The following is a 25,717-nucleotide window of genomic DNA, read 5'->3' on the forward strand; positions in this document are numbered from 1 at the left end:
ACTTCCTCAGAAACCGATTCGGCTGCTGTCGACGATCTCGACACCGGCTGCGCGCATGGCGTCCATCGCGTCCTTGACGCCCTCAGGATCAATGCCGCGGCAGCCGTCCTCGATCAGGCGGACCTTGACGCCGGGCAGCATGTCGACGGCGTCCAGTCCTGAGAATTTGACGCAGTAATCCGTCGCAAGCCCCATGATGTCGAGTTCGGTGACGTCCTTGTTCTTCAGCCACTCGGCGAGGCCCGTCAGCGCTGCCTTGTCGTTGTCGCGGAAGGCAGAGTAGCTGTCGACCAGGGGGTTCTCGCCCTTGCGCTGCACGAAGTCGATCCTGGTGGTGTCGAGATCCGGATGGAAGTCTGCGTCTGCCGTTTCCTGCACGCAGTGATCCGGCCACATGACCTGCGGCTGGCCGGACAGCTCACCCATGTCGAAGGGCTTCTTGCCCGGATGCTGGGAGGCGAAGCTGCCGTGATTGGCGGGATGCCAGTCCTGGGAGGCGACGATGAGATCGTAGGCGCCGCTTGCCATCAGACGGTTTGCGACAGGCACGACCGCATCGCCCTCGGCAACCGGCAGGTTTCCGCCGGGGCAGAAGCCATTCTGGATGTCGATGAGCAGCAGGGCCTTGGTCATGATCGCACGTCCTCTCTTGTGCGGCGCAAGATGGCAATCGAGCGCTGCGGGATCAAGGCCATTTCGCCGGATTTCGACGCCGGATGTGAAAATGGAACAATCACGCTTTTGCCACGTTCGGCCATCGTGGTTGTTCCCGCGATCCTGATGGCGCGGGACGAACTTTCCATCTCGCAATACGATTGGAATCGGTATGTTTCTCACTATCACCGCTGTCATCTTCGGCGTGTTGGGCCTTGTGCTCGGCGTCGGTGGCGCTCAGCTCGTGCTGCTCGGCGGCAGCCCATACTTCCTGATCGCCGGGCTCGTCTTTCTCGGCACGGCTCTGCTGCTTTTCCTGCGCCGCGTCGAGGCGCTTTGGCTTTATGGCCTCTTCATTCTCGGCAGCCTCATTTGGGCCGTCTCCGAAGTCGGGCTCGACTGGTGGCAGCTTGGTCCGCGAGGCGGACTGATCGTCGTTCTCGGCCTCTGGCTGATGCTGCCTGCCATTCGCCACCGGCTTGGCCCGGCCGATCGTCGGCTCCGGGTGGCGGCAGGGCTTCTGCCGCTTGCCGTTCCCGTCGTGATCGCGACGATCGTCGCTCTCATTTCGCTCTTCACCGACTCCTATGACCGCAATGGCTCGCTTCCGACCGAACAGGTGGCCGCAGCTCCCGAACTCGGCGGAGATGTGCCCGACAGCGACTGGCATCAGTATGGCCGCACGCCGTACGGTCAGCGCTACTCGCCGCTCACGCAGATCGACACTGACAACGTGAAGGACTTGAAGATCGCCTGGACCTACCAAACGGGCGACGTGAAGCTGCCCGAAGATGTGGGCGAGACGACCTATCAGGTGACACCGCTCAAGGTGGACGACACGCTTTACCTCTGCACGCCACACAACTGGGCGATCGCGGTCGATGCCGAGACCGGCCAGGAAAAGTGGAAATACGATCCCAATGCGGGTCTTGAGCCCGACCGCCAGCACCAGACATGCCGCGGTGTGACCTATTATCGGGACCCGGCCGCCACGGAAGGCACTGTCTGCGCCGAACGCATCTACCTGCCGACGTCGGATGCCCGTCTCATCGCACTCGACGCCGACACGGGTGCCATCTGCGAGGCCTTCGCGGACGGTGGCACGCTGCGGCTCGAGCAGAACATGCCGTACAACCCGGCTGGCTACTACTACTCGACCTCTCCACCAGTCATTGCTGCCGGCAAGATCATCATCGGCGGCGCCGTCAACGACAACTACTCGACCCAGTCGCCGTCGGGTGTCATCCGCGCCTTTGACGTCGATACCGGCGAACTCGTCTGGAACTGGGACAGTGGCAACCCGACAGAAACGGCGCCGATCGGCCCCGACGAGACCTATACGGCGAACTCGCCGAACAGCTGGTCGATCTTCTCGGTCGATGAGGCTCTCGGTCTCGTCTACATCCCGCTCGGCAACCAGGTTCCCGACCAGCTCGGCATGGGACGCAGCGAAAGTGTGGAGAAGTATTCCTCCTCGATCGTCGCGCTCGACATCAACACCGGACAGGATCGCTGGGTACGCCAGACCGTGCACCACGACCTCTGGGACATGGACGTGCCCGCCCAGCCGGTGCTGCTTGATCTGACCAATGAGAACGGCGAACAGACGCCGGCCCTTATCGGACCGACGAAGCAGGGGGACATCTATGTGCTCGATCGCCGGACCGGTGAACCGATCATCCCGGTCCGCGAGATAGAGGCCCCTGGCGGTGCGATCCCGGAAGACTTCACATCGCCGACGCAGCCGATCTCGGACCTCACCTTCCGTCCGCAGACGATGACCGAGAGCAACATGTGGGGTCTGACCATCATCGACCAGATGATGTGCCGCATCCAGTTCCATCAGCTGAAATACGAGGGCCAGTACACGCCGCCTTCTCTCGAGGGCACGCTGGTCTATCCCGGCAATTTCGGGACGTTCAACTGGGGCTCTGTCGCGGTTGATCCGGAGCGGCAGGTGATGTTCGGCATGCCGACCTATCTCGCCTTCACCTCGAAGCTCGTTCCGCGCTCGGAAATTCCGCCGAAGGAAGAGGGTGCCACGGGTTCGGAGCAGGGGCTGAACCGCAATGAAGGCGCGCCTTACGGCGTCGTCATGGGGCCCTTCCTGTCGCCGCTCGGCATTCCCTGCCAGGCGCCGCCGTGGGGCACGATTGCGGGCGTCGATCTGAGAACCGGTCAGATCGCGTATCAGAAGCGCAATGGCACCGTCTACGACATGACGCCGCTGCCGCTGCCGTTCAAGGTAGGCGTTCCCGGTATCGGTGGTCCGATGATCACCAAGGGTGGCGTTGTCTTCCTCGGTGCCGCCGTCGACAACTACCTGCGGGCCTATAACCTGACGACGGGCGAGCAGCTCTGGGAGAGCCGACTGCCGGCCGGTGGCCAGGCCACTCCGATGACCTACGCGCTCGGCAACGGCAAGCAGTATGTCGTGATGGTGGCCGGTGGACATGGATCCGTCGGCACCACACCAGGCGATTATGTCATCGCCTACACGCTTCCGGACTGACGGTCGCAACACACAGTAGAACCCGCCCACCGTCGTGGGCGGGTTCACTTTCGGCACACTTCGGCGTGTCCGGTCTTGGCGCGAAACGGAACGTTAACCATGTGATTCTACACACATGCCGTAACGTGAGGATGTTTCGCATGAGTAGCCAAGCCATGAACGGCCAGACCAATCCGACGACCATCGCCTTCTTTCCGCTTGCGAGCCGCCGGGACCTGGTGCGCCGCTCCGCGATCGAACTCGATCGCCTGAATGGCTATGCGGCCACCGAATTCTGGAAGACGACCTGCCGCAGGCTCGGCAATGAACTCCTCGAACTCGGCTGCCCCGAAGACGAGATGCGCGCCGAGATCATGGACTTCCAGGCGGCCGTCCAGGTCGAGCTGATGTGGCTGCACCGCGAAGAAGCTGCCCAGGGCTGATCTCAAAGACCTGAGACAAGACTGCCCTCGTGTTCCGGTTCGACCTGCCGGGACGCGCTGCGTGGAGCAACGGCGAGGCGATAGCCCATGATCCGCGCGATGGGCGCGAGCGCGGCGAATAGCAGTTTCTGAACGACCACAGGCGGGCCTGAGATATAGAGGTGGTCGCGGAACGCGTTCAGCCCTAGCGCAATCGGCAAGAGCTTTACCGAACCATCCGGCTTGAAGTAGCCCGGCTGCTCCGAGGTCCAGCGCGCAAGGTTCAGGAAGAAACGCAGATGCTGTTGCGCGGTCACAAACGTGACCGTGAGATGCGTGTCTCCGTCGAAGACATTGCGGAAGAAATGGCTGGCGCCTTTCGGCACGGTGATCGACTGGCCTTCCGAGGCATAGTGTTCTTGTCCGTCGATCATCACCATGACCTGGCCGCTGTTGACGGTGAAGATCTCGTCCGTCTCAGGATGGATATGGGCGACGGCATTGCCGCCGCCGGATCCGCCTTTGCCGAGGACGACGTCCATGCGGCTGGAGATCGTGTCCTCATAGGGATGAGTGAATACGAAAGTCTCCTTGTTGAAGGAATTGAGGATACGGGTGCCGGCTGGCACAAGCGCTTCGCGCATGGCTTTACTCCTTGCTGATCTAGGTTTTGAGTGCGTATTGGAAGCCCGCGGACATGTATCGCGGGCGATGAAAAGCGTGTAGATTGTCAGCGTTTCCGCTTCAAACACCGTTTTTGCCGCGACAATCACCGGATTTGCATAACGTGACCGCACCGTTGAACTTCGATGACTTGCGCTACATGCTGGCAGTCGCCGAGACGGGGACGACGCTTGCTGCATCCAAGATGTTGCGGGTCAGCCAGAGCACGGTTTCGCGGCGCATAGCAGCGCTTGAGGACGCGCTTCAGGTGGAGCTCTTCGACAAGCGCCGAACTGGCTATTGTCTGACCGAGGCGGGGTCACTTCTTCTCGCACCCGCAGAGGCCGTGCGCCAGGCCGTCGATGCATTTTCCGGTGCCGTCGACAGCCTTTCCCGCGAGATCTCCGGTACCGTCCGCTTCACGACCAATGAGGTTCTGGGCTCCTTTGTGCTGCCGCGGTTGATCGAGCGCCTGCGGCAAAGGCATCCCGGGGTGAAGCTCGAAGTGGATACGACCAATGTCCTGCGCGACTTGATTGGTGGCGAAGCCGATGTGGCGCTACGGGCGTCACCCGCACCCACCCAAGCGGGTCTGGTGGGAGTTCGTCTGATCGAGGACTACTGGAGCCTCTACTGCTCGCGTTCCTACAGCCTTCGCCACGGCGTCCCAAGTCGCGTCGAAGACCTGGCCGGCCACGCCATCATCGGCATCGATGCCCATGTCCGCGGCCGCCCGATCTTCGATTGGGCAACGAAGAACTTCCCGGCAGAGGTGTTGCTCCGGCACAACTCGGTGCCCGCCGTCTTCACCAGCGTCAGGAATGGCGTCGGCGTCGGGTTTTACTCCGACTTCGTGGCGGCCGGAGATCCCGAACTGGTTCTCTGTTTCCGCCCGCCCGTGCCTCCTGCCGCCGAGGTATGGCTCGTCACGGATGAACGGCTGCGTCATGTGCCCCGCGTCCGCGCCGTCATGGACGTGATCAAGGAGCTGGTGAAGGAGACCAGCGGGCAGCGAATGGCGGCGGCGGCTGTGCCGGCCTGAGGTCGCCGTTTTTGCGACCGGCGATGCAATTGCCTGTTGGCAAAGTCTTGTGGCGGTTGTCCCGCGGGGCTTGCGTCCTTTAGAACGTTGCCGATCACGCACACAGTTCTTGAGCAGCGAAGCCTTGGCCAAACTTCATTTCATTTACGCCACCATGAATGCCGGCAAGTCGACGCTGTTGCTGCAGGCCGCCTATAACTACCGCGAACGCGGCATGCGGGTTGCCACGCTGATCAGTGCGCTCGACAATCGGGCAGGCAAGGGCTTCATCGGCTCCCGCATCGGCTTGAAGGCGGAAGCGGAGGCCTTCGGCCCCGACGAGGATCTGTTCTCTGCCATCAAGGCCGATCACGAAGCCTCGCCGCTGTCCTGTGTCTTCGTCGACGAGGCGCAGTTCATGACCACCGACCAGGTCTGGCAGCTCGCCCGGATCGTCGATGTGCTCGACATACCCGTCATGGCCTATGGCTTGCGCACGGATTTTCGCGGGGAGCTCTTTCCTGGCTCCAAGGCGCTGCTTGCCATCGCCGACGAACTCACCGAGGCACGCTCGATCTGCCACTGCGGCCGCAAAGCGACGATGGTCGTGCGCATGGGTGAAGACGGCAAGGCGCAGCGGGACGGGGCACAGGTGCTGATCGGCGGCAACGAGACCTATACCTCGCTCTGCCGGCGTCACTGGCAGCTCGCCTTCGCCGCTGAAGAAGTGCATTCGGCGGCCTGATCCCAACGACAGGCGAAAGAGGCCGATCAGCCGGCCTTTTCCACGAACCCATCCAGCACCCGTTTCTGGCCGGCGCGGTCGAAATCGATCGTCAGCTTGTTGCCTTCGATCGAGGCGATGTTGCCGTTGCCGAACTTCAGGTGGAAGACGCGGTCGCCGACCGAGAAGCGGGAGGGTTCCGACGTCGTCGACTTGGCGACGAGTTCACCCTCGATCGTCTTGGCACGGGGGCCGCTTTCGCCATAGCCGATCCGCTCGACAGCATGGCCTGAGCGGGTGCCCCAGTTGTCGCGGGTGGCATCCGTCTTGTTCGCCTGGGCGCGTTTCCAGCCCGGCGTTGAATAGCTGTTCTGGAAGGGCTCCTGCTTGTCGAAGCGGGACTGGCCATAGGGGTTGCGACCATAGCCGCCATAGGAGGTCTCGGCCTCGGCGACCTCGACATGTGCCGACGGCAGCTCATCGAGGAAGCGCGAGGGCATGGTCGACTGCCACAGCCCGTGAATGCGGCGGTTGGAGACGAACCAGATGTGGCAGCGGCGCTTGGCGCGGGTTATGCCGACATAGGCGAGGCGGCGTTCTTCTTCGAGGCCGGCGCGGCCACCTTCGTCAAGCGCACGCTGGTGCGGGAAGAGGCCTTCCTCCCAGCCGGGCAGGAATACGGTCTCGAATTCCAGACCCTTGGCCGAATGCAGCGTCATGATCGAGACGGCATCGAGGTTCTCGTTGGTCTCGGCGTCCATGACCAGCGACACGTGTTCGAGGAAGCCGCGCATGCTCTCGAAGGCTTCCATCGATCGGATGAGTTCCTTCAGGTTTTCCAACCGGCCCGGCGCTTCAGCAGACTTGTCGTTCTGCCACATGGCCGTGTAGCCGCTCTCATCGAGGATCTGCTCGGCGAGTTCGGTGTGCGGTGTGTTTTCGAGAAGCGATTGCCAGCGGCGGAAGTCGGTGACGACGTCGAAGAGCGCCTTGCGCGCCTTCGGCTTCAACTCGTCGGTTTCGATGATGTCGGCCGCTGCCGCGAGCATGGGGATGTCGCGGGCGCGGGCGTAATCATGCAGGTTGCGGATCGTGGTGTCGCCGAGACCGCGCTTCGGCGTGTTGACGATGCGCTCGAAGGCGAGGTCATCGGCAGGCTGGCACACAAGGCGGAAATAGGCCATCGCATCGCGGATCTCGAGGCGCTCGTAGAAGCGCGGGCCACCGATGACGCGGTAGTTCAGACCGAGCGTGACGAAGCGGTCTTCGAATTCGCGCATCTGGAAAGAAGCGCGGACCAGGATCGCCATGTTGTTCAGCGGGTGCTGCTGGCGCTGGAGCTGTTCGATCTCTTCGCCGACGGCACGCGCTTCCTCTTCCGAATCCCAGGCGGCATGGACGACGACCTTGCCGTCGTTCGGGTCGACGCGGTCGGTAAACAGGGTCTTGCCGAGGCGGCCTTCGTTGTGGGCAATGAGATGACCGGCGGCGCCGAGGATGTGTTCGGTCGAGCGGTAGTTGCGCTCCAGCTTGATGACCTTGGCGCCCGGGAAATCCTTCTCGAAGCGCAGGATGTTGTCGACCTCGGCACCGCGCCAGCCATAGATCGACTGGTCGTCATCGCCGACGCAGCAAACATTCTGCGGCACGCCCGGGGGACGTTGGGCAAGCAGCCTCAGCCACATATACTGCGCGGTGTTGGTGTCCTGATACTCGTCGACCAGCACGTATTTGAAGCGCTGGTGATACTCCTTGAGCACGTCCGGGTTCGCCTTAAACATGCGGATCGGATGCAGCAGCAGATCGCCGAAATCGCAGGCATTCAGGGTCTTCAGGCGGTTCTGGTAGGCGATGTAGAGTTCGCGGCCCTTGCCGTTGGCGAAGGCCCGGGCGTCACCTTCCGGGATTTGCGCGGGGTCGAGGCCCTTGTTCTTCCAGCCGTCGATCATCTGGGCGAACTGCTTGGCCGGCCAACGCTTGTCGTCGAGGCCCTCGGCCTGGATGATCTGCTTGATCAGCCGCACGACATCATCGGTGTCGAGAATGGTGAAGTCGGAGGAGAGGCCCACCAGTTCGGCGTGGCGCCGTAGCAATTTGACGCCGATGGAGTGGAAGGTGCCGAGCCAGGGCATGCCTTCGACCGCACCGCCGACGAGGTGGCCGATACGCTCCTTCATCTCGCGCGCGGCCTTGTTGGTGAAGGTCACGGCGAGGATCTGGCTCGGAAAGGCCTTTCCCGTTGCCAGGATATGGGCGATGCGGGTGGTGAGAACGCGCGTCTTGCCGGTGCCGGCGCCTGCGAGAACGAGGACCGGACCATCGATGGTTTCGACGGCTTCGCGCTGTTCCGGGTTCAAGCCGGAGAGGTAATCGGGCGCGCGAGCCTGGTCACGGGCTGCCATGGCGCGGGCGGCAATGCCCAGTCCTCCTGCGGCAGGCGTGCCAGCCGCGGTGGCAGGAGATCCAGCCGGCTTGCGCGGCGCGGGCTCTTCGTCGAAGAAGGGAATGTCGTCGAAACCGTTACTCATGCGGCCCAATGTAGTGATTCGGGTCGGAAAGGCCAGTGACGGCGTTCTGGTTTTATTCCTTGCGCCGTGTTGCGCACGGATTTCCAGGCGCGTGATTGACGGGATGTGCTAAGCTCGCCGCCTGAGACTTCCTATGGCATGCAGCCGGGCCGAGATCACGGTGGCGTGAAAAGACGCGAGATTACAAATCAGTAAGCTTGGCGTTCTGCCATTGCCACTTGGGGTTTGCGCCCGATACTTAACCGACATCATCCAGTTCGACATTTCGGAGCCCTGCATGCCGCTTTGGAAGCAACTCGCCATCAGTATTGCCCTGATTTTCGTTGCCCTCTGTTCCTGGGTCTATTTCTCTCCGGGAGCCGGGCAGACGCTCGTGTCCATGGGCGTGCCGCAATCTGTGGTGGCTCTCGTCTCGGGTCAGCCTGACGGCGAGGGGCAGCAGGCCCAGGGTCAGTCGGCTCAGGGGGCTGGACAAGGACAAGGGCAGGGACAGGGGCAAGGGCAGGGCGGTCGCCGCGGCGGCAATCAGAACATCCTTGTAGCGACCCAGCCGGTGACGATCGGCGTGGTCAATGACCGGCTGAGCGCGATCGGTGACGGCGAGGCCATCGAGGCCGTGACCGTCATGCCGCAGGCTTCCGGTACCATCGCGGAAATCCTGGTCTCCTCAGGCCAGAAGGTGAAAAAGGGCGACATCATCGCCCGCCTCGACCGCGAAGAGCAGGTGATCCTGCGCGATCAGGCAGCCGTTGCGCTGCGCAGCGCAAAGGAAAAGGCCGAGTCCTATCGCAATCTGCAGAGCTTCTCGCGTCTCGACGTTCTCGACGCACAGATTGCCGAGGAGCAGGCGCAGCTGCAGCTGACGACCGCCGAGCTCAACTTGAAGCGCCGTGACATTGTCGCGCCGATCGACGGCACGATCGGGATCGTCGGCGTCAGCATTGGCGACAACGTGACGAACACGACCGCCATCGTCTCGCTCGACAACCGCAGCCAGCTTCTGGTGGATTTCTGGGCGCCCGAGCGTTTCGCAGCCGCCGTAACCCCCGGCATGGCGGTCGAGGCGAGCTCCGTTTCGCGTCCCGGCCAGGTGTTCAAAGGCAGCGTCGAGGCCGTTGACAACCGGGTTGACGAGGCGAGCCGCACGATCCGCATTCGTGCGAAGATCGACAATCCCGACGATGTGCTGCGCGCCGGCATGTCCTTCAATGTCGTCATGCGCTTCCCCGGCGACCAATATGCGGCCGTGAACCCGCTTGCGGTTCAATGGGATGGCGAAGGCTCTTTCGTCTGGCAGATCGTCGATAACAAATCCGTGAAGACCCGCGTCACCATTGTCCAACGCAATTCCGACCAGATCCTCGTCGACTCCTCTTTGACGGAAGGCGACGTGGTCGCGGTCGAAGGACTGCAGCGGGTGCGTGAAGGCGGCGCGGTCGAGGTCGCGGGTGGCGATCGGGCCGGTACCGAGGAGGTCGCCACACGATGAGCGCGACAGAGAACGGTTCCGAACAGTCCGGCCGAAGCTTTACCGCACTGTTCGTCCGCCGGCCGGTGCTGGCTGCGGTGCTCAATACGCTTCTTGTCGTTGCCGGTCTGGCAGCGCTCGCCGGCATTGAAATCCGCGAACTGCCCGATGTCGACCAGCCTGTCATCACCGTCAGCACCGACTATGACGGTGCATCAGCTCAGACCATGGACCAGGAGGTGACCCGCATCATCGAAGGGGCCGTCGCCCGGGTGAGCGGCCTCAAGTCCATGTCGTCGCGCTCATCTTTTGGGGACAGCCGGACCACGCTCGAATTCGGCGACAATGTCGACCTCGCCGTTGCTGCCAACGACGTTCGGGACGCGCTCGCGCGGGTACGCAATCAGCTTCCTGATGATGCGGACGAGCCGCGCATCGTAAAGGCCGATTCGGATTCCCAGCCGATCATGCGCCTCGGCGTCACCTCCAGCACGCTTTCCATGGAAGACCTGACGCTGCTGGTCGAGAACGAGATCTCCGACCGCCTGGCGGCGGTCGAAGGCGTGGCCGATGTTCAGATCTATGGCGATCAGGAAAAGGTTTTCCGGATCGACGTGAACCAGGCGGCTTTGGCGAGCCGGGGCTTGAGCGTTGCCGATCTTGCCACGGAACTGCAGAGCGCGTCGCTCGACGTACCCGCTGGCACGCTGGAATCGCAGACGCAGGACATCGTCGTCCGCGCCACGGCGAACCTCACGACGGTCGAGGATTTCGAAAACGTGTTGATCGGCGAACGGGTGCGTTTGCGGGATGTGGCGACGGTTACGCTCGGCGCGGATGACGGCTCGACCTCGCTCCGATCCAACGGCGTCCAGGGTGTCGGTCTCGGCATCATTCGTCAGGCTCAATCGAATACGCTGAACATCTCGGCCGGTGTTCATGCGGCTGTCGATGCCATGGCGAGTGCTCTGCCCGAGGGCACACGGGTGATCGTCACCAGCGACGACGCCGTGTTCATCCAAGGCGCGCTGCACGAGGTGGAGATCGCGCTCGGCCTCTCCGCCGTCATCGTGCTGGTCGTGCTTTACCTCTTCCTCCGCGACTGGCGGGCGACGCTGATCCCGGCGCTTACCATGCCGGTTGCGCTGATCGGGACCTTGGTTGCGATCTATCTCGTCGGCTTCTCGATCAACATCTTGACCCTGCTCGCGATTGTTCTTGCCACCGGTCTTGTCGTCGACGATGCGATCGTGGTGCTCGAGAATATCGTGCGCCGACGCGCCGAGGGCATGGGGCCTCGGGCGGCCGCCGTGCTCGGCACGCAGGAAGTCTTCTTCGCGGTCCTCGCGACGACCGCAACGCTTGCCGCGGTCTTCATTCCGCTTTCCTTCCTGCCGGGGCAGCTCGGCGGCCTTTTCCGCGAATTCGGCTTCGTGCTAGCATTTGCCGTTCTCCTGTCCTCGTTCACGGCACTCACGCTCTGCCCGATGATGGCGTCGCGCATGCTCTCGCGCCAGAGTGAGGAGAAGAAAGGACTGCTGGGTGCCTTCGGGAAGCGGTTTGCGAGTTTCTATGGCCGCAGCCTGCGCGCCTGCCTTGGCAACCCGCTGATCGTGGTTGTCGTGGCCGGGATGTTTTCGGGCGCCGCCTACCTTGCCTTCACGATGATCCAGAGCGAGATCACGCCACGCGAGGACCGCTCGGTCGTCCTGATGCGTCTCACCACGCCGCAGGGATCGAGCCTCGCCTATACCCGTGACCAGCTGCAGCGGGTCGAGGAGAATCTTCAGCCCTTGCGGGACAATGGCGAGATCCAGAACATCTTCTCGATTTCGGGCCAGGGATCTTCCAACAGCGCCTTCATGGTCATGACGCTCGCCCCCTGGTCGGAACGCGATCGATCGCAGGACGAGATCGTTCAGGACGTCAATGCTGCCGCCGCCAAGGTGCCGGCGCTTCGCGGCAATGTCTTCCAGACGAACAGTCTGAGGATCCGTGGCGCCGGCAGCGGTCTGCAAATGGCCATGGTCGGAGCCAGCCATGAGCGGCTGACCGAGGCAGTGCTGGCGATGGTCGAGCAGATGCGCGACCGTCCGGAATTCCAGACCCCGCGGATCGACAACGAGCCGACCCAGGCGCAGATTTCGGTGACGATCGACCGCGAGCGAGCGTCCGATCTCGGCATCGATATCGGCGCGATCGGCACCTCGCTGCAGGCGCTGCTCGAGGGACGCTCGGTCACCGACGTGTTTGTCGACGGCAATTCGATCCCGGTCCGCCTGGTGTCCAGCACGACACCGATCAACGATCCGACGGATCTCGAAAACATCTTCCTCACGACCTCCGACGGCCGTGTCGTGCCGATGTCGTCGATCGCATCGCTTGAGGAAAAGGCGGTCTCGCCAACGCTCAATCGCGAGCAACAGCTGGCGTCGGTCTCCTTCTCGGCCGGTCTTGCGGACGGCGTCGCGCTCGGCGACGCCGTCGAGCTGGTGACCCAGATGGCGGAGCCACTGTTGCCGCGCGGCTCGCGTCTCATGCCGCTGGCTGAGGCGGCTACGCTCGAGGAAAACAGCTATGGCATGGCGCTGACCTTCGGCTTTGCGATTGCGATCATCCTCCTCGTGCTCGCCGCCCAGTTCGAAAGTGTGGTGTCCTCGCTGATTATCATGGCGACCGTGCCGCTCGGTCTGGCCTGTGCCGTCTTCGCTCTCGTCATCACCGGTTCGACGCTCAACGTCTACAGCCAGATCGGTCTCGTTCTCTTGGTCGGGGTCATGGCGAAGAATGGCATCCTGATCGTGGAATTCGCCAATCAGTTGCGCGATCGCGGACTGTCTGTGCGTGAGGCGATCGAAACGGCCTGCACGATCCGCCTGCGTCCTGTCATGATGACGATGATTGCGACCGTGCTCGGCGGTGTGCCCCTGGTGCTGGCGCAAGGGGCGGGTGCGGAAGCACGCATCGCGCTCGGCTGGGTGATCGTCGGCGGTCTCGGGATCGCGACCCTTGTCACGCTCTACATCACGCCCGTTGCCTATCTGCTGCTCGCGCGCTTCAGCAAGCCGCATGCACAGGAGGAGGCGCGTCTGAAGACGGAGCTCGAGGATGCGACGCTGAAGATTGCCAATGATCCCGGTGCACCGCCGCGGATTGCTGCCGAGTGACGGGGAGGGGCGATACGCTCCTCCTCTGCCCTTCGGACGGCTGGACAATCTCCAAACCCTATCCCATAGCAGGAGCGCATCGGCAGTTGGCCGGTGCGCGCCATGACAGGATTTCGGGAGGTCGCGGATGGCCCGCAAGGATGTGATCGACGGCAAACGCAACGAAGAGGGTATCGCCTCCGTTTTGCCACTTCTGAAACAGCGCTTCGGAGAGCGCTTCCAGACCGGTCAGTCCTTCCGCGAGCAACACAGTCACACCACGACCTATCTGCCGTCGCAGTTGCCCGACGGCGTCGTCTTCGTCGAAAACAGCGAGGATGTTCGGGAAGTCGTGCGCCTCTGCGCGGAGCATCGGGTGCCGATCGTGCCATTCGGCACCGGCTCCTCGCTCGAAGGGCAGGTAAATGCGCCGTTCGGCGGCATTTCCGTCGATTTCAGCCGCATGAACAAGATCCTGTCGGTCAATGCCGAAGACCTCGATTGCACTGTCGAGCCTGGTGTGACGCGGGAAGACCTCAATACGTATCTGCGCGACACCGGTCTCTTCTTTCCGATCGATCCGGGCGCCAACGCCTCGCTCGGCGGTATGACCGCGACGCGCGCTTCGGGCACCAATGCCGTGCGCTATGGCACGATGAAGGACAATGTGCTGGCGCTGACCGTGGTGACCGCTGACGGCGAGGAAATCCGCACGGCCCATCGGGCGCGCAAATCCTCCGCCGGCTATGATCTCACGCGGCTCTTTGTCGGCTCGGAAGGCACGCTCGGGGTCATCACGTCGGTCACGCTTCGGCTGCAGGGTATCCCGGCCAAGATCAGCGGCGGCGTCTGCGCCTTTCCGACACTGGAGGATGCCTGCAATGCGGTCATCATGACGATCCAGATGGGGATACCCGTTGCGCGCATCGAATTGCTGGACGAAATGCAGATCCGCGCCTGCAACGCCTATTCCAAGCTCTCCTATGCCGAGCAGCCGACACTCTTCGTCGAATTTCACGGCACGGAGGAAACGGTGGCGCTGCAGGCTGCGCAGTTCGGCGAGATCGCGGCTGAGTTCGGTGGCGGGCCTTTCGCCTACACCGCCAATGCGGAAGAGCGCAATCAGCTGTGGAAGGCGCGGCACAATGCATACTGGGCAAGCCGGGCGCTCGCGCCGGAACTTGCGGCCCTTTCCACGGATGTCTGCGTTCCGATTTCGCGGCTCGCGGAATGCGTGGCCGCGACCCAGGCGGACATCCAGGAGAACGGCTTCCTTGCACCGATCGTCGGTCATGCCGGTGACGGGAATTTCCACGTTCTGCTGCTCTTCAACGATAAGGACGCGGCCGATGTCGAGCGGGCAGAAGCCTTCCTGGAGCGCCTCAACGGTCGCGCCCTTGCCATGGAGGGTACCTGCACCGGCGAACACGGCATCGGGCAGGGCAAGATCGGATATCTGCGGCAGGAACTGGGCTCCGCCTTGCCGGCAATGCGGGCGATCAAGGCCGGTCTCGACCCGCACGACATCTTCAATCCCGGCAAGATCTTTCGCCTGTGACTGCAAGAGCTTGCGGGTTGCCCCTGCGGCGAATTGCGTTACCTTCGGGGCCGTAATCAAGGGAGTGGCATTCGGTGCTCGGACGCATACTGGCAACGCTCGGCGGACTTCTGGTGCTCGCGCTTTTCGCAGCGCTGCTGGCACCGTTCTTCGTCGACTGGACCAATTTCCGCCAGAACTTCGAGGACCAGGCGAGCCAGTTGCTCGGCAAGAAGGTCGTGGTGAATGGCGAGGTCAGCGCTCGCCTGCTGCCGTTCCCCTCCGTCACGATGGAGGACGTCACCGTCGGGACGGATACGGACGGAACGCCGCTGGTGCGGGTGGCGCGCTTTTCCCTCGATGCGGAACTCGCCCCCTTCCTGTCTGGTGAGGCTCGCATCTTCGACATGCGCATCGAAGAGCCGAAGGCGCGCATCCGGCTCTTGCCCGACGGCACGCTCGACTGGCTGCGTGGCAGCAGGCCGACCATCCCGGCGCGGTCCGTCATCCTGGAGAAGGTTTCCGTCACCGGCGGGACGGTGGAATTCATCGACGAGCAAACCGGCCGCAATCGGCTCTTGAGTGAACTTGATGCGGCCTTGTCGGCGCGCACGCTGGCCGGGCCATGGTCGGTCGAAGGCGAGGCGGTGCTCGACGGCGAGGCGGCGCAATTCACCCTGACGACTTCGGCCTTCACCGATGCGAGCCTGCCTCTCCGGCTGCGGATCGATCCGCAGGCGCGGCCCTTCGATCTGACGCTCGATGGTGAGCTGGCGCTCGAAGAGGGCAAGCCTTTCTATGCGGGCACATTCAGCTCGACCTGGAAGGTAGCGCAACCTGTCGAGGAGGCGCAAGCGAGCCAGCGGCCGGCGCCGGCGCCGGCGCCTCGTGTGCGCGGCGAATTCAAGCTTGCCAATGACAGCGTGACCATTCCCAGCTACCGTCTCGAACTAGGCGATGCCGTCGACCCCTATGTGATCACAGGGGAGGGCAAGCTCGATACAGGCGCAGAGCCTGAATTCCTGCTAACGGCCGAGGGGCAGCAGGTGGATGTGAACCGGCTGGCGGCGGATGGAAGCCGGGCCAAGACCTCGCGTAACGGCACGGTCTCGATGCAGCAGCGCATGGCGCTCTTGATGGCGACCGCCGCCGAGATCCCGATCCCGACGGTTCCCGGTCGCGCAACGCTGCGGCTTCCGGCCATTGTCGCGGGTGACACCGTGTTCCGTGACCTGCAGCTCGATGTGCGTCCGGCGGGGAATGGCTGGACCGTGGACAAGGCCGTCGGGGTCTTGCCAGGCCGCACCCAGGTCGAGGCGAGTGGTCGGCTGGTGCTTCGCGGCACGCCGTCCTTCGAGGGCAATCTTCTGATCGCCACCACCCAGCCCTCCGGCCTTGCCACCTGGATTTCCGGGCGTGTCGATCCGGCGATACGAGGTCTGCCGTCGGCCGGCTTCTCCGCCTCGGTCAGTTTGACGTCCGAGTTGCAGCGGTTCGAGAACCTCGAGCTTGCCATCGGTGCCGAGCCGCTGAAGGGCCGTATCGAGCGGGAATCGCGCAGTGGCCAGGCGGCGAGCCTCTCCATTGACCTCACGGGCGAGGGGCTCGATCTCGACGCGGCGCGCGCGATCGCGGCGCTGGTGGTCGGCGAGGATGCTGAGCAGCGGCTGCTGGCCGAGCGCGTGGCGACGCGCCTGAAGGTGGATGCGCTCCGGGCATTCGGTGTGACCGCCGAAGATGTCGAAGCTGTCGCCTCCTACCAGGCCGGTGAGCTTTCGATCGAGCGTCTGAACCTCGGCAATGTCGCGGGAAGCTCCCTGCGGGTGACCGGCAATTTGAGCGATGCCGAGACGAAACCCATTGGCCAGGTACAGATCGGTTTTTCTTCCGCGGATGCCGGCCCATTCCTTGCGCTCATGCGCGAGCGGCTGCCGAACACTCCGCTGATCGAGCGGCTCTCGAACAGCGCAAGCTGGTATGAAGACAGCGACCTCCGGGGGACGCTCGCCGTACCGGCATCGGGTGACGTCAGCCTCGATCTATCGGGTCGGATCAATGACAGTGCAGTCTCGGCCAAAGCCACCGCTGCCGACCTTTCAGCGCTTCTGAACGGCGGTCCGCGCCGGTTTGACGTGCAGCTGGAAAACGACGAGGCGCAAATCCTGCTCGGACAGGTCGGTTTCGACCCGCTTCCCTGGACTGTCGGTGAGGGTGGTGTCCTGACGCTGACGCTGGATGCGGCGGGCGACGGCACGGCGGAGGCCGAGGTCGCATTCGCAGGCAGAGTGACGACGCTGGACGCCACGGGAAGCCTCACGGCAGTCAATACGCCTGGTCTGCTCGACGGTTCCTGGGTCGTCTCAGTCGAAAGCCAGGATCTTGGCCCCTATCTGATGGCGCTCGGCCTCAGTCTGCCGGAGGCCGCGACGGGCGTGCCGGTGGCCGGCGACATCAGGATCTCGCTTGCGAAAGGTCAGCTGGCGGTCGAGAGCCTCGACGGCCGTGTGGCCGGGCAAGACGTTTCGGCCAAGGGAGAAATCAACCTGACAGGGACGGTCCCGGCTGCGACAGGGTCACTGACGCTCGAACAACTCGACCTCGAGTGGCTGGCGGAGAGTGTGGTCGGACCGGTCTATGATCCGTCGACCGGCAGCCTGTCCGAAACGCCGCTGGCTGCTGCCGCATTGCCGTTCGACCTCAACCTCGATTTTTCCGTTGGGCGGCTGTGGCCAGGCCTGGCGGAGGCGATGACTGAGGTTCGGGCCAAGCTTCGCAACAATGCCGGCGAACTGGCTTTGGAGGATATTTCCGGCACATGGCTTGGTGGGGCGGTCGAGGGGCGTCTTTCGATCGCCAACAGCGACGGCAATGGCTTCATGCAGGCGCGTCTCGATCTCTCCAAGGGGGATTTGGCGCGGGCGATCAATGCGCTGCGTGTCGAGCGTGGCATCGTTTCCAGCGAGACGCCTTCTGGAGAGCTCAACGCCACCTTCGTCGTCGAGGGCGGCGGCAAGACGCCGGCCGAACTCATCGGTGGCGCAAGCGGATCCGGCGAGGTCCGCCTCAAGGCAGCGCGCATCGATGACTTCAATCTCTCGATCATGCCGGACCTCCTGAGCGGTTTTGATGCCCTCGGTACCGAGGTAACCGAGGAGAAGGTGCGGGAGATCACTGAGCGTCTCTTGCGGAGCGGTCCGACGGACCTGGGTGACGTGGCGCTGCCCTTTGCCCTTTCGGATGGGACCGTGCGTGTTCAGGCCGCAACACAGCGGACGGCGGACGCGGAGCTCGACGGGAATCTGCGGCTAGACCTGCGGAGCGGCATGCTGGAGGCCGAAGTCGGGATCGCGCTCGATGCTGGCGATGGCGCTATCGAGGGCGCCGAACCGAACTTCCGGCTCTTGCTCGATGGTCCGGTTCTAGCGCCGGAGGGCTCGCTCGACGTAACGGAACTGACGAATTTCGCGTCGCTGCGGGCATTCGAGATTGAGCGCCGGCGGGTCGAGGCACTGCAAGCAAGTGTACTAGAGAAGCAGCGTCTGCGCCGCGAGGCTGCTCTCGCACGCTCCCGCGCTGCCGAGAGGGAGCGTGCCGAGGCCGAGCGTTTGAGACTGGAAGAGGAAGCCAGGCTGAAGGCCGAACAGGAAGCCAATGCTGCCGCGGAGGCGCAGGCCGCGGGGGAGGCTGAGACACCTGTCGAGCCGCAGCCGAGCACCGAGCCCGGTGACGTGACGACGGAGACCATTCCCGCCGAACGACCGGCGTTTCCCGTCGCGCCGGAGGAGCGCGTCGTGCGCCAGCCGCTGCCCGACATGACCTTCGAGGGCCTGCCGGGCGTTGAGTAATGCCTTTTGGTTCGCCCGGACGTCTCAGACGTAGGCGGTCCGTTCACCGAAGGGCGTGTCTTCGACATTTTCGGTGAGGTTCGAGCTGCCGATCAGATCACTCTCGCCGGATAGCAGCGGCGCTGTCTCTTCACCAGTCGCCTGATCGGACGCTGCCTTGGCGGCCGCAAGCTGCGCTTCCAGTTTCGAGAGTTGCGCCCGAAGTTCTGTCAGGGCTTCATTGATTTCAGCCTTCTCGTCGTCAGTGGCCGCTGCATCCAGAGCTTCTTCCTGGCTCGAGATGCTTTTCTGCAGGCTGGCTATCTGAGCCTTGATGGCCGATGTCGAATTGCCGGCGGATGTGGTGGATGTGGATATCGTGGTGGAGGATGTCGACGTCGAGATGGAGGTCATGATCGGAAAACCTTGACTGAAAAAGTTGCAGTTCAAAAGTCCGTCAGAGTGTCAGGCCATTCGGCAGCTAGGCCGAATCGCCGGTTCCGGCGATACAGGATCATCCTATTCCAATATTTAAATGAGTATGTGCCGCAGATAATTATTCTTTGTCACGATTGGATGCTGTCTTCTTGGCCTCGGCCAAGACGAACAGTCGCAAGGCCGACGACAGGTTCGAGGTCACAGGGCGTGCCTCGTCTATCTCAGCAATCAAGGACGCAAGGCTCATTTTCCGCTCGCCCGCAATCAGCTTCAGCTCTGCCAGGAATTCATCCTCGATCGAGAAGCTTGTCCGGTGTCCCTGAAGGCTGATTGATCGCTTCCGGATCAAGGGCAACTCCGTGCTAGACGCTGACGCGTGCCAAGCTGGACGAACGTGGATTGAAAAGCCCTCAATCCTGCTCAGGCTTCTCGAGGCGTCCCTGCTCATGCTGGCGGGCGTCCTTGTCGTTCAATGCCCGTGTCAGAGACTTTTCCGCCTTGGTGCGACCGTGGCTGATGCGATTCTGCTCGGCTGCGGCTTCGCGCTCGCTGCGGACCTTGGCCTTGCGAAACTGGCGAAGATTGACGATGTCGGCGGCCATTCTCGGTGCTCCACAAAAAAGGCCGGGCTTTTGACCCGGCCGATCGTCGTCTGATCAATGCTTCTTGCGGAAGGCATCGAGCGATACGACTGAGCCCTCCTTCTTTTCCTCGGTCTTCGCCGCATCTGTCTCGTCCGGCTTGGCGATGGCTTCGACTGGATACGCGGTGATCTCGGCGTCGTTTTCCTCCTCCTCGGAGAGCGGCACATCGAATTCGAGTTCGAAGTTGACCGATGGGTCGTAGAAACCGCGGATGGTGTTGAACGGAATCACCAGCTTCTCCGGGGTATCGGAGAAGGACAGGCCGATTTCGAACAAGCTGTCGGTCACCTTCAGATCCCAGAACTGATGCTGGATCACGATCGTCATCTGCTCGGCATACTTGGCCTTCAGATGCTGCGAGATCCGCACACCCGGAGCGCCGGTCAGAAAGGTGATGAAGAAATGATGGTCACCCGGCAGGCGCCCCGTCGCGGCAACCTCGGCCAAGACCTTGCGGATGACGCCGCGAAGTGCGTCCTGGGCCAGAATGTCGTAGCGAATATGGTCGTGCCCCATCAGATCCCTGCTTTCCTTGTCATGCCGAATTTCAGCGGCTTATGCCATGACACGGCGAAGCGGAAAAGCCCCGGCGCGTGAAACTGGTTCGCGTAATGTATATCAAATCAATGTCGCCGGGTAGCAGCGAAATCCGAAGCAAAGTCATGGGGAAGGAATGGGGGAGGTTAGGTGAAGGCTTCTGTTGCCAGGTGCCTTCGGACCCCGCCTTAAGGGGCTAACCCTAAGGACTTAGAGCGGGTTTCCCGCACCGCCATTAGGCAGCGAGAGCGTAACCCTTAGCGTTGTTGTCGTTTGCAACTACACTTGTGACCCGATAACGGCGGTATCATGCCGAGCAAAAGTTCGATCTTTACGCCCTTGTCGATCCTATTTCGCCCCCATCAAAAGCCGGTCCGAACATGATGTCGTCACCGACCGGTTTTTGGTGGAGGCGCCGGGTACCGCCCCCGGGTCCAATAGGTTTATTACACCGACCGTTTATTGCCATAGCCGGAGCAAGCCCCGGCAAGGCTGATATAGGTGTTTCCGATCGCGATGAAAAGAGGGCGAGCGGATAATCGGACACCGCATCAGGATGGCTGACGATACCGCGCCTGCTGTGCTCCGAGGAAGCGCCGCCACTCGATTCGGGGATAACCCGCGAAACGCATTGGTTCGTGGCGGCGGCGGCGATATGATGCCAGCATCAACGACTCGATGATGGACCCATGCACCAGTATCACGACCTCCTTCGCCACGTGCTGGAGAATGGCAGCGACCGCGGTGACCGCACCGGCACGGGCACGCGGTCCGTGTTCGGCCATCAGATGCGTTTCGATCTTGCCGATGGTTTCCCGGTCATCACGACGAAGCGGCTGCATCTGAGGTCGATCATTCACGAATTGCTCTGGTTCCTGAAGGGCGATACCAATATCCGCTATCTCAAGGAAAACGGTGTCAGCATCTGGGACGAGTGGGCCGACGAGAACGGGGACCTCGGGCCGGTCTATGGCGCGCAGTGGCGCTCTTGGCCGGATTATGACGGCGGGCATATCGACCAGATGGCCAAACTCGTCGAGAGCATCAAGACGAACCCGAATTCGCGGCGTCACATCGTGACGGCCTGGAACCCGGCGCTTGTCGATGAGATGGCGCTGCCGCCCTGTCATTGCCTGTTCCAGTTCTATGTGGCGGACGGGCGGCTGTCCTGCCAGCTCTATCAGCGTTCCGCCGACATTTTCCTCGGAGTGCCCTTCTTTTCCAGACTGTCGAACGGTAGCACGCACGCAATTCATTGAACTATCAGCGATAATTCCAATGTCGTCAAGCTACCGTTATCTTGGCCAAAACAGCTTGACGCGATAGCAATCCAAAACAGCGCCTGGGGCAATCGATGACCCATCATCCAGAAAGTCAGTATCTCGATCTCCTTCAGCGTGTTCTTGATTCCGGAGACAGCCGGATGGACCGAACTGGTGTGGGTACCGTTAGTTCGCTCGGTGCGATGATGCGATTTGATCTCTCGACGGGTGACTTTCCGATTTTCACCACGAAGAGGGTCTATTGGAAGCTCGCGGTCAAAGAGATGATCTGGTTTCTCACCGGGGGCACCAACATACGACCACTTCTGGCCCAGGGAGTGAGGATTTGGACCGATTGGCCACTGGCAGCTTACCGGCAGGCTACGGGCGAAAAGATCAGTCAAAAGGATTTCGAGCAACGCATCCTAGACGACGAAGAGTTCGCGGTGCGGTGGGGCGATCTCGGTCCAGTATATGGGAAACAGTGGCGGGCTTGGGTAGCGTCTGACGGCACGGTTCATGATCAGGTCGCGACGCTCATCAATGATTTGAAGGGCAATCCCTCAAGCAGGCGTCTCATTTTTCACGCGTGGAACGTGGGGGAACTTCGCGAAATGGCGCTCGCGCCCTGTCACATGGTGTACCAATTCCACGTTTCAGGAATAGGTTCGCGCCCGCGATTGAATCTTATGGTGTTCCAGCGCTCTTGTGACCTTTTCCTCGGTCTGCCCTTTAACGTGTGCCAGCAAGCCGCCTTATTGCATATGATTGCACAGCAAGTGGACATGGAAGTCGGTGAGCTTGTTTGGACAGGCGGTGACGTTCACATATACTCCAACCATTTTGAGCAGGTAAGGGAGCAGCTAAGCCGTGAGCCACGGCCTTTCCCCAAGCTTTCAATCAGTCGCAGGGCTTCCGACATCAACGATTTCGCTATCGCAGACTTCAGTGTCACTGGGTATGAGCCGCATCCACCTATAGCCGGAGATGTAGCGGTTTAGTCTGATGTCTTAACGGTGAAAGTAATGCGAGCTTGCTGACGGGTGCCAGGAAATCAAAGACATAATCCAAGTCTTCAATTTCTTGGAATGAAAATATAAGACTCCGAATGAAATTTCTATTTATAGGAACAATATAAGACTCCAAAATTTTGACCGTCATCGATCAATGCAACGTCTTATTTCCACTGGGTGATGCGTAATATTTTCCTCAGTAATCCTTTAACGAATAATTAACGAATTTGAACTCTCATTTTCGGCATCATTCTTCGATGGTGGTGGAAATGGAAACTCATCCGAGATCGTTACTAGAAAAGGAAGGCCGCGTCTCCCGCGCTGGGATCGTCGACGTCCCCACCTCGCGTCACGAGGGGCGGCGGGCGTGACGGTTGTCGACGAGGTCAGTCAGGGTGCATGGGGGCGAGAGAGGCTCCGTCAGTTTTTGAACGGCGCTCCATCGTTCAACTCCGTCCCTTACACGGACCATGGGTTCGTCAATCACACGGAGCTCGCTCGACAGCTTGGCCTATCTCAAGCTTGTGTCGCGAAGAACCAGGACCTCATTCGCGAATTCGAAGACAGGACGGCAGACGGATACGCCCAAGACAGACTGACCAAACTATGCGGTTTCATCGATCAAGGCTTTCGAGATCGCACTTTGCACTATGCCAATGAGAAGTTGGATAGGCAGCAAGCATTTGAAGCGATTGATGTTGGTCGGAAGGCCGCATTGTCTCCGCGCATCGAAGCGGCTCTCGTCGGTTTCGACAAGCGTGCGCGGGAAATCGGATATACGATGAAGCCCGGCATGCCAGCCGTTTTTCTTCCCCCCGGTTCACAGCGCGAGCGCATCTACCTAGCTGTCCAAAATTGCATCGAAAACGGAGAACCAATTTGGAAACACGGGCGAGTAGTCAAGTCTAAGATCGCCGAGAGGATGGGTATCGATCCGGCGAACCTCAGTCTTCATCCCGAGGTCTTCGACCATTTCAATTTACTTCACGGAAATTGGGAAAAGATCGAGGCTGAGCTGGAGCGGAGAGTCGATGCCGCGATCACGGCTTCCATCGAGGCACGCGAGGTAGATGTTGTTGTCGGTAAACTAGAGCACCGGGCGGCGATACAAAGTCAAATCCCCGAAGCATTTTCTACCGCCGAGAGACGAGCGCGCATGACCGCGCTTTTCAAGCGCCGCGATCGCGAAGCACTCGAGGCCGGATACATATGCGTCCGCAAGGAAAAGCAGTTGCAGCGGCTCTCTGAATTGCTGGCCTCCGGTAAGTTCACGCGCGAACTGTACGGTACTGCCAATTTGAAGGCCCTACGCAAGGAGTTGAGTATTCCGCGGTTCCATCAAGATGCGTTGGAACTCATTGCTTCGTTCGAGAAGGAGAAAATTACACGTCTTAAAGCTGATCCGCTGTGCGCCGAGATCGAAGGACGGTACTTCTCCTTTGGGGCTATGTGCGATCTTGGCTATCCCGAGTCCTACGTCATGAGCATGGCAACGTGCTTTCGAAAATCATACTCGGAACTGAAGGGGCCGGAGGCCGGACGATACCACCTCGCTCTTATGAAACTGTTCATCTGGCTAAAGCATCAGGACAGGGTTGTGGCCGCTGTAGCCAACAATATTCATATCAAAGGTGCTGTTAAGGACGTAGACTGGCTCTACGTGCTGATGCGCTACAAAGACAGCGTCGACGAGCGCAGCCAACCTCGCTTAATTGCGGTCGTGAACAATCTAAGCCGCAACCTCGCTGTCGCCGGTCTGGTGCCGTGGCTCGCTTGTGGCATCCCCAATGGGCGACGTAAGGCACCCACCGGAACCATCAAGTCTTTCGCAGAGGTTGCACCGACGCCGGTTGACGGTCACGAGAGCCGAGTCGATGGCTTCATGGAGTTCATCGAGAATTTCACCAACTCAGACAATTTCTCATTGTTTGCGGAAGCCGACCGCGTTGACTCTAAGAATTTCTATGCCGCCCTGAAGCAGGACTTCCTTATCAACGGAACAGAAGGCCCCCTCGAAGTCGTGGCTGCGACCCGATTTATAATCGAACGGAGGCAGGAGCTTTTCAACGAGCGCTTCAAAACGCTTATCGCCGAGGGGGTGCAAACGCTCGAAGAGGGAGACCGTCTCGCGTCGCTGGGGCAGGACCCGGACCTTTACTGGCACCGTCTTTGTGATGGCGAATTAAGCCAGGGTGAAAAATCACGCCTAACCAGAGAGTTCTTCCCGAACCCGGACACAGAAGACCGCACGGCCTTGAAGAATTCTCTTAGGCTTATCCGGGACAAGTTCAAAAGGAAGGCTCCGCTCGAGGGCGAAGAGGGATACTGGTTTTTCAAGAGGCGCTATCAGGAGATCGCCCCATCAAGCGAGATGCAGGCCTACCTGCTTCCGACCAATGCCCTCATGTTGGCGTGCGCGTCGATTTATTTCCAAGGGTCGGGCGTCAACCTTCCCGTTGGGCGCGGGCTGCTGGAAAAATGCTACCAACCGTCTAACGACAAGAACTACCGGCGGGTTGTGGGCTTCAAGGCGAAGGCGAAGGGCAAGCCTATCATATACTATTTTGAAGTTAGGTCTGATGAATGCCTTGCTCTGGAAGTCGCACTGAAATGGGGCAAGTACCTGAGAGACGTTGCCCCCCCAGAACACGAAGGCCTGATGTTCTTGCAGAAGGTTGGGCCACGGATACAACCGATTAATCAGTACGGGCTTCGAAAGTTCTTCGAACAGCAGCGCAGTACAATTGATGGCATTGAGCAAGTTGCGCTAACTCCGCAGATGTGGAGACCTACGTTGCTTCTCCTGGCCGCGATCGACAACGGCGGAAAGCTCGGGGTTGCCCTTGCATTGGCTCAACATACCGAAGGCGTCAGCGGACACTATTACGACCGAATGCCGCTACGGCTAATGCACGAGGTTCGGCTCCGCTATTTCAAAGAGCTCCTAGAAGCGGCGGTAATACACGCGGTTCCGGGTTCTCCTGCGTACATCGGATTGGACCCCAAAACGATCCACCGGAGGCTTGCCGATGCAATCGATGTCGGGATCGGCATAGCTTGCGCCGATCCTTACGAGCATTCCGCCGGCCAGTCTGTTTGCGATAAGCTTGACTGCTTCAGATGCAAACAAATGATGATCTCGATCGACGCTGAATCCCTATCCTGGTTGATTATCTGGCGAAGTTCGCTCGAGCAGGCCGAGGGCGATTGGGTGAGGGACCACCCGGACCGCTGGCAGGAAGAGTTCCTTCCATTCTTGTCGCTTGTCGAGGTGGTGGAAGAGCTCATGCAGGAGGCGATGTACCTGCCGATCTGGCTAGAAGCGGAAGAAATCGCCGGTCAAAG

Annotated in this window: 17 protein-coding genes, 1 other RNA gene and 1 pseudogene; 11 read left to right on the top strand and 8 right to left on the bottom strand. The window is 61.2% G+C overall.

Annotation, left to right across the window (positions count from 1 at the left end; all coding sequences use genetic code 11):
* Positions 1-6: 6 nt before the first annotated feature.
* A complete protein-coding gene (gene pncA, locus FAA86_RS21475; RefSeq protein ID WP_136543036.1) occupies positions 7-633 on the bottom strand; it encodes a bifunctional nicotinamidase/pyrazinamidase in 627 nt (208 codons plus the stop codon).
* A gap of 193 nt (positions 634-826) precedes the next feature.
* On the opposite strand from pncA, the gene FAA86_RS21480 reads away from it, so the two are divergent.
* Together FAA86_RS21480 and FAA86_RS21485 are read left to right on the top strand one after the other, a co-directional pair.
* The gene (locus tag FAA86_RS21480) at positions 827-3,166 is read left to right on the top strand and encodes a glucose/quinate/shikimate family membrane-bound PQQ-dependent dehydrogenase (protein WP_136543037.1); all 2,340 of its coding nucleotides are present in this window, start codon (positions 827-829) and stop codon (positions 3,164-3,166) included.
* 140 nt (positions 3,167-3,306) lie between these two features.
* Positions 3,307-3,588 (top strand): DUF6074 family protein, encoded by a 282-nt coding sequence (locus tag FAA86_RS21485; protein ID WP_136543038.1) that lies wholly within the window; start codon positions 3,307-3,309, stop codon positions 3,586-3,588.
* Between the two features lie 2 nt (positions 3,589-3,590).
* On the opposite strand, the gene FAA86_RS21490 is transcribed toward FAA86_RS21485, so the two are convergent.
* Positions 3,591-4,211 carry a cupin domain-containing protein gene (locus tag FAA86_RS21490; protein WP_167495061.1) on the bottom strand — a complete coding sequence of 207 codons (621 nt, stop codon included), beginning with the start codon at positions 4,209-4,211 and terminating at the stop codon, positions 3,591-3,593.
* 143 nt (positions 4,212-4,354) lie between these two features.
* Between FAA86_RS21490 and FAA86_RS21495 the strand changes: the two genes are divergently transcribed.
* Entirely contained in the window at positions 4,355-5,272 is a 918-nt protein-coding gene (locus FAA86_RS21495; RefSeq protein WP_167495062.1) for a LysR family transcriptional regulator, read from the top strand.
* Positions 5,273-5,396: 124 nt separating this feature from the next.
* Positions 5,397-5,996, top strand: a complete 600-nt coding sequence (locus FAA86_RS21500; RefSeq protein ID WP_113460836.1) for a thymidine kinase — start codon at positions 5,397-5,399, stop codon at positions 5,994-5,996.
* A gap of 26 nt (positions 5,997-6,022) precedes the next feature.
* Here the strand turns inward: FAA86_RS21500 and FAA86_RS21505 are convergent, their stop codons facing one another.
* Positions 6,023-8,503, bottom strand: coding sequence for an ATP-dependent helicase (locus FAA86_RS21505; RefSeq protein ID WP_136543041.1), 2,481 nt, complete (start codon positions 8,501-8,503; stop codon positions 6,023-6,025).
* Positions 8,504-8,780: 277 nt separating this feature from the next.
* Between FAA86_RS21505 and FAA86_RS21510 the strand changes: the two genes are divergently transcribed.
* From FAA86_RS21510 to FAA86_RS21525, 4 genes are all read left to right on the top strand, one after another.
* Positions 8,781-9,992 carry an efflux RND transporter periplasmic adaptor subunit gene (locus tag FAA86_RS21510; protein ID WP_136543042.1) on the top strand — a complete coding sequence of 404 codons (1,212 nt, stop codon included), beginning with the start codon at positions 8,781-8,783 and terminating at the stop codon, positions 9,990-9,992.
* The gene (locus tag FAA86_RS21515) at positions 9,989-13,138 is read left to right on the top strand and encodes an efflux RND transporter permease subunit (RefSeq protein ID WP_136543043.1); all 3,150 of its coding nucleotides are present in this window, start codon (positions 9,989-9,991) and stop codon (positions 13,136-13,138) included. The genes FAA86_RS21510 and FAA86_RS21515 overlap by 4 nt, the downstream gene beginning before the upstream one ends.
* Before the next feature lie 127 nt (positions 13,139-13,265).
* Positions 13,266-14,675 (top strand): FAD-binding oxidoreductase, encoded by a 1,410-nt coding sequence (locus tag FAA86_RS21520; RefSeq protein WP_136543044.1) that lies wholly within the window; start codon positions 13,266-13,268, stop codon positions 14,673-14,675.
* A gap of 74 nt (positions 14,676-14,749) precedes the next feature.
* Positions 14,750-18,499: an AsmA family protein gene (locus tag FAA86_RS21525; RefSeq protein WP_136543045.1), complete on the top strand. Its 3,750-nt coding sequence runs from the start codon at positions 14,750-14,752 to the stop codon at positions 18,497-18,499.
* Between the two features lie 24 nt (positions 18,500-18,523).
* Here FAA86_RS21525 and FAA86_RS21530 read toward each other — a convergent pair whose 3' ends face one another.
* The 5 genes from FAA86_RS21530 to ssrA all read right to left on the bottom strand — a co-directional run bounded on the left by FAA86_RS21530 (position 18,524) and on the right by ssrA (position 20,624).
* Positions 18,524-18,892, bottom strand: a complete 369-nt coding sequence (locus tag FAA86_RS21530) for a FlxA-like family protein (protein WP_136543046.1) — start codon at positions 18,890-18,892, stop codon at positions 18,524-18,526.
* Positions 18,893-19,034: 142 nt separating this feature from the next.
* Positions 19,035-19,265, bottom strand: coding sequence for a ribbon-helix-helix domain-containing protein (locus FAA86_RS21535; protein WP_136543047.1), 231 nt, complete (start codon positions 19,263-19,265; stop codon positions 19,035-19,037).
* Between the two features lie 61 nt (positions 19,266-19,326).
* Complete coding sequence (locus tag FAA86_RS21540; protein WP_113460842.1) at positions 19,327-19,518, bottom strand: DUF4169 family protein; 192 nt, start codon at positions 19,516-19,518, stop codon at positions 19,327-19,329.
* A gap of 54 nt (positions 19,519-19,572) precedes the next feature.
* On the bottom strand, positions 19,573-20,076 hold the full coding sequence (locus FAA86_RS21545; protein ID WP_136543048.1) for an SspB family protein: 504 nt from the start codon (positions 20,074-20,076) through the stop codon (positions 19,573-19,575).
* A gap of 170 nt (positions 20,077-20,246) precedes the next feature.
* Positions 20,247-20,624: a transfer-messenger RNA gene (gene ssrA / locus FAA86_RS21550) on the bottom strand.
* A gap of 162 nt (positions 20,625-20,786) precedes the next feature.
* Between ssrA and FAA86_RS21555 the strand changes: the two are divergent.
* From FAA86_RS21555 to FAA86_RS21565, 3 genes and pseudogenes are all read left to right on the top strand, one after another.
* Positions 20,787-21,314 (top strand): annotated as a pseudogene (locus tag FAA86_RS21555) (thymidylate synthase); the annotation flags it as partial.
* Between the two features lie 137 nt (positions 21,315-21,451).
* Complete coding sequence (locus FAA86_RS21560) at positions 21,452-22,360, top strand: thymidylate synthase (RefSeq protein WP_136543049.1); 909 nt, start codon at positions 21,452-21,454, stop codon at positions 22,358-22,360.
* A 379-nt stretch (positions 22,361-22,739) separates the two neighbouring features.
* Positions 22,740-25,717: hypothetical protein (locus FAA86_RS21565; RefSeq protein ID WP_136543050.1), on the top strand; the 2,978-nt coding region annotated here is incomplete at its 3' end.

This window comes from Rhizobium rosettiformans W3, assembly GCF_004912135.1.
Classification (GTDB): Bacteria; Pseudomonadota; Alphaproteobacteria; order Rhizobiales; family Rhizobiaceae; genus Allorhizobium; species Allorhizobium rosettiformans.